Genomic DNA, 9159 nt, shown 5'->3' on the forward strand with positions numbered 1-9159 from the left:
GTTCTATTTCACACACATTCCGTATAACAGGCTTGTACGCTCGAATAAGCGACTTTCTATCAATAAGGTCTTATGGTATTAATAATGTTTGTAACGCTTCAAAATAAGCGATTTGAGAAGCGGATTCACTCGAACTTTTGTTCTCCGTTAACATTTATCTCGCTAACTTCATTTATGATGACTCCTTTGTCTACCAAATCATCCTCAGTTCTTTTTAAACACTTGATTGTATCAATAACTTCTTCTGTTGACTCTGCTTCAACAACAGCTTCATATACTTTTAATTCTGTGAAAGTCACATTAAATGTTTTCATTCTTTCTACTCCCTTTCTATTCAAATAACGCTTTTGTTATAAAGTACAAATTGTATTAGTATCCATTACTTTGACGTTCATGATTAACCTTGTTTTTCTCAATATATTCGTATTCAATTTCTTCTAACGAAAAGCCTAACAATTCCCCCAAACCAAGATAATGAGCTAATAAGACGTCTGCTCTAAATGCTGTCGGTTCTTCTTTTAATCGTATTGCTAGATGATACAATTCGAAAAACTGCTCTGTAACTGTCTCGCAACGCATAGAAGCAGGAAAATTGATTTCTGTTTTCAAATCTATGCAAAGTCCAATCGCAAAGTGTAATCCATCAACGTATTCTTCGAGAAGTGGATTTTTATAAACTTCTACTTTACAACCATCATCTAATACTTTGACTTTCCCTGTAGGTATGCTAGTTCTTGGTTTACGATCATTACTCCAAAACTTAAATACTCGCCATTCCTTCATGCATTCGCCTAATTCATCTAAAAACGCTAGTATTCTAAATTCAAATACCTCTTCTCTAGAATGATTTTTTGACTCTAAAACTCTTTTATCCAAAACGTTCTGCATTGCAAACAACTTTTTAATATCCATTAAGAACACTCCTTTTTTAATCGATGACTGGGTGAAACGCCTTTTCACTTTCTTTCGTTAAAAAAACGCAAGTTGTCCATCTGGCCGTTGTAATAACTTAACCTCTTCTTTAGTTTTTTCTTCTATATGGTGACTTTGAACTGGTACAAAATCGGTAAACCAATGCAGCGGAAAACATCCACAAAATTTCTTGCGCTCCCGATCATGCAAAAAGTAGCAATGCTTCCCTCTCGGCTGTACGATGTAATCTTTAAGTGGTTTATCTTTATATCCCTTTTTTCGCCAAATCAACTGAGCTCTATAGAATAAGCTTGTATTCAACTCAGGCAGATTGGGTTGAGGTTCTGGTGTCCATACTTCCTTTTCCGTGATTTGAAACCTTTCAGCTGGATAGCAACCGAAATGCGCCCCTTTACGATTAAATTTGCTTACATAATAATGATTCGTTTTAGTCGGAATTAAAAAGTACTCTACTTTCTCCTTTAGCAAATCTGAGTGATCTACAGCAATACAAACGCCTTTTGTAACGCTCAATCTTGCAGACCTCCTTCTTTACCAAATTGAGCAGCTCTTTGATTAATCTTTGCTAATATACGACTAATTTGTACCTGACTGTATCCCATTTGATTTGCAATATTTTGCTGCGTCATACTTTGTAAATGCATATCTAAAACAATGTATTCTTTAGGAGCTAGTGCAGCTTTAAATTCTCTTATTACGACTCGATTAATGGTGGTTTCTTCAATGTCTTCCACTTTAGTATCTTCTAGCATTTTTTCTAATGTCACATCCTCATTAGATCCAGATGCATATACTACCTTATTGAGAGAATCTGTACTTGGCTGATACTTTAGGGCCATATTTACTAAAGTTACTGGCTCGTTTAAAACGTCCGCTATCTCTTCTGGATCCTTATCTGCTAACTGTTGATTTAAAATTTTTCCTTTTACGCTATATACGCTTCTTTGCACTTTCACTTTCTGGTTGTCTCGAATTGCTCTTCCTATTTCCCCCATAATTTTAGGAACAGCATATGTTGAAAATGTACATCCAAATTCAGGATTAAAATTATCTCTTGCTTTTATCAAACCAATCATTCCAAACTGAGTTAAATCTTCAATATCTAAATTTGTATCATGTTCTATGCTGGTCTTTTTTTTCGCATATCTTTTCCACACGCAATGATGTACAAGCCTTTCATATTTCTCCATAAACTCATCATCTGACATTCCGCGAACATTAACTATTTCCTTAGCTTGTCCTTTTTCTTTAGTCATTTTTGCTCTCTCCTTTATCAAACTTAGGAAAGTGCTTTTCTCTTAACTTATTTAATGCCGTTTTAAAGTCCGTATCAGACTGCAGCTTATTATCACTTAGCATTTCAAACTGATCATCCAAAAAGTTTTTTACCCTTTCATCTGTTTTAGATTTAATCAGCAGTTGCCTTAACAAAAAGTAAAATCCTTCCATTAATTCATTATTTTGTCCCTTTACTTCTTTCATTTCTCCGCACCCCTTTTATTAGAATCCAATATCTAAATTTACAATTCGTTTATCGGTGGTTGTTTTAAAGACAATCGTTTCATCTTTTGTTACTCCATTTAGCAACCTGCTTGCTAGTTTCGGATCGTACTTTTGAAATAGCTGTTTGCTTGATAAATTCGATGTAGTAATCGTTGTTTTGTTCGCCCCTTGACGTCCATTAGCAACACCGTAAAGTATTTTATGAACAAAATCGCTCGCTTCTCCGTTTCGATTCATCGAACCACTTTCAGCCCCTAAATCATCGATTACAAGGAAATCTACATCCACCATTAAACTGATACAATAATCCATTGTGTATTTTGACTCTACATTTCTAAATGAGTGCTGTATTAATCGGATTAGCTTTTCGATTTCTACAAATAAGCAGCTTTTCATATTTTTAAAAGCATGTTCATCATTTAATTTCACACCGTCTGATATTATCCAATAGTGCTCAACTAATGCATACAGCATCGCATACGCTAAATGACTTTTTCCTACTCCTTGAATCCCTGCAATGTATACATTTAAAAACTCACCGTTTTTTATGCGTTCAAGAATTTTCATAGCTTTTTCTTTGTTTTCTTTCGTTTCTTTACAATCCGTGTTGTATGTAGACAATCTTGATTCTGTAATGGATTGGTTTTCAATGATACTGTGTTGAAAGAGCACATTTTTCTTCCGTTCTCTATTAATCTTTTTATAATGATTATTTGCTTGTTGAAATAAAACCGAATTTTGCTCTTCGACCATGCAGCGGGGACAATATACCGTCCCTGCATCATCAATCATTTTCCTAACTAATTTAACAACTACTTCCCCATGTTTATTAAAAGTGTGCTTATCGCATTGTTCATCTGCAAATTTTAACTTAGTGAGTTTTTCAAAAGAATCTTGCATCCTCTTCACATTTAGTACTCCTTTCTAAAACGGCATTTTCCCCCTAAATCCCGGTATAACAATCTGATCTCCGTGTTGTTGATTGGACATGTTGACCGTTTCATTTAAGTAGTTGTCAAAATGTTTTGTGAAAATAACGTGCTTGGTCTTAAAAATTGATCTAGTGGCTTTCCATCAAAACTTTTCTTATCAAGCCATTGTGAAGTTTTGTTATCGATGACTTTTTTAAAGTCCTCTAATTTATACCCCTCATTCCATCTAGCGCGAATCAACTTTCTATGTCCTTCTGCTTTAAGATTGAAATTTTTATTTGCTTTTTCATTCAAGTAATCCAATATATCTTTATACGGTATTGGATTGGACGTTGCGTCTGATTTTAAAGACGCTTTGGATTTTATTTTTGTTTTTTCTTCTTCTGGTTCTTTTTCTTCTTCTTTTTGTTTTTGTTCTTCTTGTTCTTTTTCTTCTTGTTCTTCTTTTTGTTCTTCTTTTTGTTCTTCTTCTTGGTCACGTATCGCTAACGTATCGTGGGACGTATCGTCAAAACCCGCATAAAGATTGATTTTTCTTTTTAAAGCTGCATGATCTGTATGTTCTAAAATGAATTTTATTAGAGATAAATCTTTCACTTTATCAATTTCTCTTTTAAGACAATCTTCAATTGGTTTCCCACCTCTATTCAGATTGTATTTGCCCCAATTTTTTATAGCAATTTCTCTTGTCAGTTTGTTATATTTAATTAATTTATGATGGTTTTCAAAACGTTCCAGTAGTGCTCTAGCAGACTCTATTGATAGTCCGATTTCAAAAGCTATCATCTTAGGTGTGATTTCATACACTCCCAATTGAGTTGTGTGAGGATTAGTCAAAAGATACACCATAAACAATTTATCTTCTGGCGTCATATCTTCTGATACTTTTACGTCCGTCCAAAATTCTGTATGCACTTTCCTAAAAAGAGCCATAATAACACCCTTTCCATACATCAAACATGTATGTTATATTTCTAATAAGTATATTTTTATAAGTATTTTTATTTAGTAACTTGTTGGCGCAAGTTACTTTTTTTGTCTATAAACCTTCGTAATATTGATCATTGGACTGGCTTTAAATATCTTGGTCTAGGTTTCTGAATTTCTTGAATATCTCCAGTACGATTATTTATTAGCTTTTGTTTCCCTTTCTGGCCAGAATGCAGCGTATAAGTATCAAGTCCTGTACCTTCAAAAAACTCTTCCGCTAAAGACTTTTCCCCTTCAGCGCGTCTGATTTTGCTTATAATTGTCATTGAACTAACCGCAAAACATGTTATATCCCAATTGTCGTAATCGTATAGAAACTCTAAGATATTTTCCCCTATAAGAGTATCCACCCCGATTTCTTTAACACGATTCATAGTAAAGAAATAATCTTTCTCTTCCCATTTGTCTCCGTCATAAGATTTTGTTATCGGAAACATATTTATAAATTCCCTTGGAGTTACCTTTTTCATCAATTCTTGCAAGTAACCTATTAATTGCAGCTTGTCTTTTAAATATTCATAATTAGATATATCGTTTTTGATATATCTAATTAATCTTACACCCGTAAAGATTGTTTTTTTGCATAGGTCTTGATTGAATACCCCTGTATTTTTCACCTTTTGTAGCAACTCGCTTAGATTTTTAGAAAACATCCGATAATATATCTCTACATAATCTGGCTCTATTTTTTTGATCCCATCAACCACTTGTAAATTATCCATTAATTTTTACCCCTTTCTTTCCAATGCTGATTCATCGCTAAAAATACTCTTTATCACATCCGAATATGCGTTATAATTCCGTAGTTTCATTAAAGAAAAATATGTGAGAGCCTCTTTAAATGCCATCCACCAATTAAGTTCGTATGTTTTATAAAAAGCTTCTGCATCCATACGAATTGCATCTGAAAATAACGTAAGAGAATTTACTTTCTTTTTAGCTGCTAAAATTTGTAGCCTTTCCCAAGCTTCTAAAGATTCTTTTCTTTCCTGATCTACCACCACTTGCAAAACTAACCACTCAAACCCATTAACCCCTTGCTTAAGTTTCTCTTCAATAATTTCTTGCTCCATTAGTAAAGTTGCGAACATCGGTTCAATTTCCATATAGTACCTCCTCGTTTTTAATTCTTATTACATTTCTGTAAAATTCATTTGTGCATTTACAAAAGAAATCTCTTCGCCCAATACAATTGGAAGTGTATATTCTTCAACTATTTTTACTGCTACATTTAAGTGACAACGCTTAATTGCTTTATGACTTTTGACTCCGAATTCACGATATAGTTGGTTATAGATGTCACGATAAACCTTTCCTCTTAATCCACGATTTCTATAGGCATTAGACTGTTTTCCACCTAGCAATATGACTCCTTGACGTTTTACAGCAGTAGAGATTTCATCGCATTCAATTGCGAATAATGGCGTATTTTCTCTCAAGTCTTGTACGTCCGACTTTATCTCTTCAATTGCTTGCTGCTGGCCTTCTAATGCTTCGAATGTAAGCTTTAAAATACTCATTGGGTCTGTAGCCACTTGATTCTTTTCTCTCATGTTGAAATATTCATCAACAAATTGATCATAGACACCCCAAGCTTTTTCATCTTCTAAAATTTTTAACAACTTAAAATATCCTCTTTCAGAAAGTAAATAGATATTGCCGTTACGCCCGCGATAAGAATTTAAAGCTTGTTGTGTAAATCCATACTTTTTAATTTCGGTATCCGTCAAACCGACACCTAACAAATCAATAATGTCTATCCCATCTTTAAAACGTTTTCTATTTTCATTAATACGTTCATTGATTCGTGATGATTGTCTACCATGAATAACTGCTATATCCTTAACTAGCATCGCTTTCTTACCTTCACCGAATCCTCCCTCAATTCCAGTAAACTCATATCCACCTATTTTTCTTCTCCCTAAAAGACGTAATTCACTTGCTACTGTTAACTGCTCCATCCTATTCCCTCCTAAACTTATAAACTTGGAATTACACGAGTTGCGCTAGTATAACGATGTACTAAATGCATTTCTCCATCCGCTTTCTTGAAAACAAACCAATTATCTGGATTTAAGCTGTATGATTTAAGATGCATTTTTTCGCGATTGGTCAACTTTTTTCCGTTTTTCACAAAAACACCACCTTTCAGGCTTGTCCATTTTATAAGCGACTTCATTGAATGTTCTCAATGAAGTTTAAACATTAGCTGGCTGCACTGTTTCGTTTAGTCGCTAATTCCTTTTTAACAACCTTAACTTCAATCCCATAAAACGACTCATATGCTTCCTTAAACACTTCTTCAATATTTTTTTCGCCATAAGTTTCCTTGATGATAAACCCTTTGTAATTAATTTCTGACATGGCCCTCTCACCCCTATATTCCCCCAGGGAATATTGTTATTAAAAAAAATCGACTTGCTCTTCAAACAAATCAACTACATTCGCTTTTAATACATGTGCCATTCTGGATGCTAAGTTATATGATATTTTCTTTTTGTAATTATGATTGTTAATTAGCTTGTAACAGTAGCTGCAGGATATTTCTAATTCATCAGCTAACTCTTGATACTTATATCCAGATTTTTGGAATGCTGCTTTTAATTTTGTTTCATCTTTAATCATTTTCATGTAGTAACTCCTTTCTGTATCTTTGTAAATCACCTTAACATTCCCTAAGGGAAAGTTCAAGGTATATTTTCCCTCATAAATATTATTTTCCTAAGAAATAGCTTGGATTGATTTTCCCTTTAGGAAATATTATAATAATCCTAACAAACCACTTATGAGGTGATTATTGTGGAATTTAAAGATCGGTTACGTCAATTACGACAAGAACGAAACTTAACACAACATGAACTAGGACAAGCTATTGGTGTTACTGCAGGTAGTGTTTCTAAATTTGAAACAGGATTTAAGCCGGCATCTAGAGAGACCGTTGAGCGTGCAGCTGATTTTCTTGATGTTCCTGTTGATTATCTATTAGGTAGATCTGATTCTCGTGAACTAGATACTGAAATGAATCAAAAATACTTGAGCTTAAAAAGCCGACTCGAACAACTACCTGAAGAACATCAGGAAATAGTCTTACAAAACATGCTGACAATGATGGAAAGCCTAGAAAAATTAAAAAGTACTTAAAAATAGTGATGTAGTGCTACGCATCGCTATTTTTTTATTATTTGTTCGATATCGAATGCGGCTTCGATAAATTGATTATATTCTTCCTCACTATTTGAACATGACTCAACAGATTTGAAAAAAGATTTTAAGATGTTCTCTTTTGGCATTAGTATTCCTCCTCAACTACTATAATCCAATTATAACTTTTCCTCTAGGGAAAATTCTGAAAAGTCCATCACTTTGATTATTTTCATTTTAGTTTACCAATAAAAAAAGAATGGATTTTATCCACTCTTTACGCAATCTCATCCACCCGGTTTAATTTCAACCATTTGCATTTTTTTATCTATAAGTACATTTTCGTTATACGACAACCCTACCGTTAGTACCGTTAATAATGTACAAACTGCTAATACTAATTTTTTCAATATCAACAACCCCTTTTTGTTTTTCATTCCCAAAGTTAACCATAGATTGAGTCAACAAAGATTCATCCCCTCTATTACATAATTCCTTCGCTACCATCGCTGAAAAAAGATAATTAGCTTGGTGGAAATACCGATAAAACAAATCATATAAATCTTCCATTTTGATGGTAGAGCATGCGATGAAATATTGTAAAAAGTCCTTGTCTCCTCTGTCATTTATTATATTTTGGAGAGCCCTAATTGACAATTCGTGATTTGGATTTTTTTGGTATAATAGTAACCTACAGTCTGAATCTGAATCTAATTGTACCCCTAAATATATTTTAGCGACATCTAAATTGTATCTAGCCTCCTGTTCAATATCGACATCACCAATTTGCTTACTTAATAAATAACTTTTTTTCAAATTAAACAGACATTGTTCTTTATTTTCTAATATATACGACATGCCTAATATGTAATGTGCGTCTGATACAGTTTTAGTACAAACATTAGCTTTAATTAAGAAATGAGCATACTTCCTAGATAAAATCACGTTATTCTTCTGCAGGAAAATTGGTGCAAATAACTCAGCAATTCGATAATTATAGCATTCCTTAATGAATGATTTTCGTTCCCCCTCAATTTGTCTCACCGACAGTTCAATCATTTCTGCAGTTTCCAACATAAGATTGAATTTTTTAAGATGATAATATTCATAGCATTCCATAATTTTTGTTAGTATTTCTAAAACCTTATCCTTGATAGAACCGATTCCCTTTATTTCCTTTGTTATTTCTGAACCTTTTATTATGTCCTTAATATATTTATACAATACTGTATATACCGCAACATATTCTCGAATTGTTCCAGTTTCTTTTCTATGCTTGGATATCAATTGCTCTAGTAATAGAGTATTGCGAGTTAGGCATGCATACTCAAAACTTTGTTTTATAGATTCTGTGGTATCTAGTTCTAAGCACCAATTAGACATAGTTTCGCTTGCTGTTTTTCCTTCAACCCTTAAAACATGTGACAGTTTCAGCAATTGAGGAAACCCGATTGTTCCCTGTTTTTTAAACTTTGACATATATTGTTTTGAAACCCCGATTTGACCTGCTACACTGGTAGCCGTAATATTATCCCTATCTTCAATTATCCCCATAATTTTTTCATGGAATTTCAATTGACTATCCCCCTTCAATTCAATAAACAACACCATATCCCTCATATTTACAAAATATTTTATCACATTACTAAGAACGTGTATT

15 protein-coding genes and 1 pseudogene are annotated in these 9159 nt (G+C 33.3%); 1 reads left to right on the plus strand and 15 read right to left on the minus strand.

Annotated features, from left to right (window positions below):
• Positions 1–125: 125 nt before the first annotated feature.
• The 13 genes and pseudogenes from JDS99_RS07855 to JDS99_RS07915 all read right to left on the minus strand — a co-directional run bounded on the left by JDS99_RS07855 (position 126) and on the right by JDS99_RS07915 (position 6989).
• Positions 126–314: a hypothetical protein gene (locus tag JDS99_RS07855; protein ID WP_199694896.1), complete on the minus strand. Its 189-nt coding sequence runs from the start codon at positions 312–314 to the stop codon at positions 126–128.
• 55 nt (positions 315–369) lie between these two features.
• Positions 370–912: a dUTP diphosphatase gene (locus JDS99_RS07860; protein ID WP_199694897.1), complete on the minus strand. Its 543-nt coding sequence runs from the start codon at positions 910–912 to the stop codon at positions 370–372.
• 57 nt (positions 913–969) lie between these two features.
• Complete coding sequence (locus JDS99_RS07865) at positions 970–1446, minus strand: hypothetical protein (protein WP_199694898.1); 477 nt, start codon at positions 1444–1446, stop codon at positions 970–972.
• Complete coding sequence (locus tag JDS99_RS07870; protein WP_199694899.1) at positions 1443–2189, minus strand: sigma-70 family RNA polymerase sigma factor; 747 nt, start codon at positions 2187–2189, stop codon at positions 1443–1445. The genes JDS99_RS07865 and JDS99_RS07870 overlap by 4 nt, the downstream gene beginning before the upstream one ends.
• The gene (locus tag JDS99_RS07875; protein WP_199694900.1) at positions 2182–2415 is read right to left on the minus strand and encodes a hypothetical protein; all 234 of its coding nucleotides are present in this window, start codon (positions 2413–2415) and stop codon (positions 2182–2184) included. Before JDS99_RS07875 ends, JDS99_RS07870 begins: the two co-directional genes overlap by 8 nt.
• A gap of 18 nt (positions 2416–2433) precedes the next feature.
• Positions 2434–3336, minus strand: a complete 903-nt coding sequence (locus tag JDS99_RS07880; RefSeq protein ID WP_206773162.1) for an ATP-binding protein — start codon at positions 3334–3336, stop codon at positions 2434–2436.
• Positions 3337–3360: 24 nt separating this feature from the next.
• A pseudogene (locus JDS99_RS07885) lies at positions 3361–4301 on the minus strand (conserved phage C-terminal domain-containing protein).
• A 128-nt stretch (positions 4302–4429) separates the two neighbouring features.
• Entirely contained in the window at positions 4430–5080 is a 651-nt protein-coding gene (locus JDS99_RS07890) for a hypothetical protein (RefSeq protein WP_199694902.1), read from the minus strand.
• A 6-nt stretch (positions 5081–5086) separates the two neighbouring features.
• Positions 5087–5464, minus strand: coding sequence for a hypothetical protein (locus JDS99_RS07895; protein ID WP_199694903.1), 378 nt, complete (start codon positions 5462–5464; stop codon positions 5087–5089).
• 27 nt (positions 5465–5491) lie between these two features.
• Positions 5492–6319 (minus strand): ORF6C domain-containing protein, encoded by an 828-nt coding sequence (locus JDS99_RS07900; protein WP_199694904.1) that lies wholly within the window; start codon positions 6317–6319, stop codon positions 5492–5494.
• A 17-nt stretch (positions 6320–6336) separates the two neighbouring features.
• Entirely contained in the window at positions 6337–6492 is a 156-nt protein-coding gene (locus tag JDS99_RS07905) for a DUF6906 family protein (RefSeq protein WP_472926331.1), read from the minus strand.
• Between the two features lie 71 nt (positions 6493–6563).
• Complete coding sequence (locus JDS99_RS07910) at positions 6564–6722, minus strand: hypothetical protein (RefSeq protein WP_199694905.1); 159 nt, start codon at positions 6720–6722, stop codon at positions 6564–6566.
• A 39-nt stretch (positions 6723–6761) separates the two neighbouring features.
• Positions 6762–6989, minus strand: a complete 228-nt coding sequence (locus tag JDS99_RS07915) for a helix-turn-helix domain-containing protein (protein WP_042513028.1) — start codon at positions 6987–6989, stop codon at positions 6762–6764.
• Between the two features lie 168 nt (positions 6990–7157).
• On the opposite strand from JDS99_RS07915, the gene JDS99_RS07920 reads away from it, so the two are divergent.
• On the plus strand, positions 7158–7499 hold the full coding sequence (locus JDS99_RS07920; RefSeq protein ID WP_098082283.1) for a helix-turn-helix domain-containing protein: 342 nt from the start codon (positions 7158–7160) through the stop codon (positions 7497–7499).
• A 26-nt stretch (positions 7500–7525) separates the two neighbouring features.
• Here JDS99_RS07920 and JDS99_RS32345 read toward each other — a convergent pair whose 3' ends face one another.
• Both JDS99_RS32345 and JDS99_RS07925 read right to left on the minus strand, forming a co-directional pair.
• The gene (locus JDS99_RS32345) at positions 7526–7648 is read right to left on the minus strand and encodes a hypothetical protein (protein WP_255543200.1); all 123 of its coding nucleotides are present in this window, start codon (positions 7646–7648) and stop codon (positions 7526–7528) included.
• A gap of 196 nt (positions 7649–7844) precedes the next feature.
• Positions 7845–9074 (minus strand): AimR family lysis-lysogeny pheromone receptor, encoded by a 1230-nt coding sequence (locus JDS99_RS07925; protein WP_242475717.1) that lies wholly within the window; start codon positions 9072–9074, stop codon positions 7845–7847.
• Between the last annotated feature and the right edge of the window lie 85 nt (positions 9075–9159).

The organism is Bacillus cereus group sp. N6, from assembly GCF_016483705.1.
Taxonomy (GTDB): domain Bacteria; phylum Bacillota; class Bacilli; order Bacillales; family Bacillaceae_G; genus Bacillus_A; species Bacillus_A wiedmannii.

Excerpts from the sequence above, each read along its gene's own strand:
- JDS99_RS07860 (WP_199694897.1), bottom strand. The coding sequence starts at position 912 with ATGGATATTAAAAAGTTGTTTGCAATGCAGAACGTTTTGGATAAAAGA.
- JDS99_RS07915 (WP_042513028.1), bottom strand. The coding sequence starts at position 6,989 with ATGAAAATGATTAAAGATGAAACAAAATTAAAAGCAGCATTCCAAAAA.
- JDS99_RS07855 (WP_199694896.1), bottom strand. The coding sequence starts at position 314 with ATGAAAACATTTAATGTGACTTTCACAGAATTAAAAGTATATGAAGCT.
- JDS99_RS07880 (WP_206773162.1), bottom strand. The coding sequence starts at position 3,336 with ATGCAAGATTCTTTTGAAAAACTCACTAAGTTAAAATTTGCAGATGAA.
- JDS99_RS07900 (WP_199694904.1), bottom strand. The coding sequence starts at position 6,319 with ATGGAGCAGTTAACAGTAGCAAGTGAATTACGTCTTTTAGGGAGAAGA.
- JDS99_RS07870 (WP_199694899.1), bottom strand. The coding sequence starts at position 2,189 with ATGACTAAAGAAAAAGGACAAGCTAAGGAAATAGTTAATGTTCGCGGA.
- JDS99_RS07895 (WP_199694903.1), bottom strand. The coding sequence starts at position 5,464 with ATGGAAATTGAACCGATGTTCGCAACTTTACTAATGGAGCAAGAAATT.
- JDS99_RS07875 (WP_199694900.1), bottom strand. The coding sequence starts at position 2,415 with ATGAAAGAAGTAAAGGGACAAAATAATGAATTAATGGAAGGATTTTAC.
- JDS99_RS07910 (WP_199694905.1), bottom strand. The coding sequence starts at position 6,722 with ATGTCAGAAATTAATTACAAAGGGTTTATCATCAAGGAAACTTATGGC.
- JDS99_RS32345 (WP_255543200.1), bottom strand. The coding sequence starts at position 7,648 with ATGCCAAAAGAGAACATCTTAAAATCTTTTTTCAAATCTGTTGAGTCA.
- JDS99_RS07890 (WP_199694902.1), bottom strand. The coding sequence starts at position 5,080 with ATGGATAATTTACAAGTGGTTGATGGGATCAAAAAAATAGAGCCAGAT.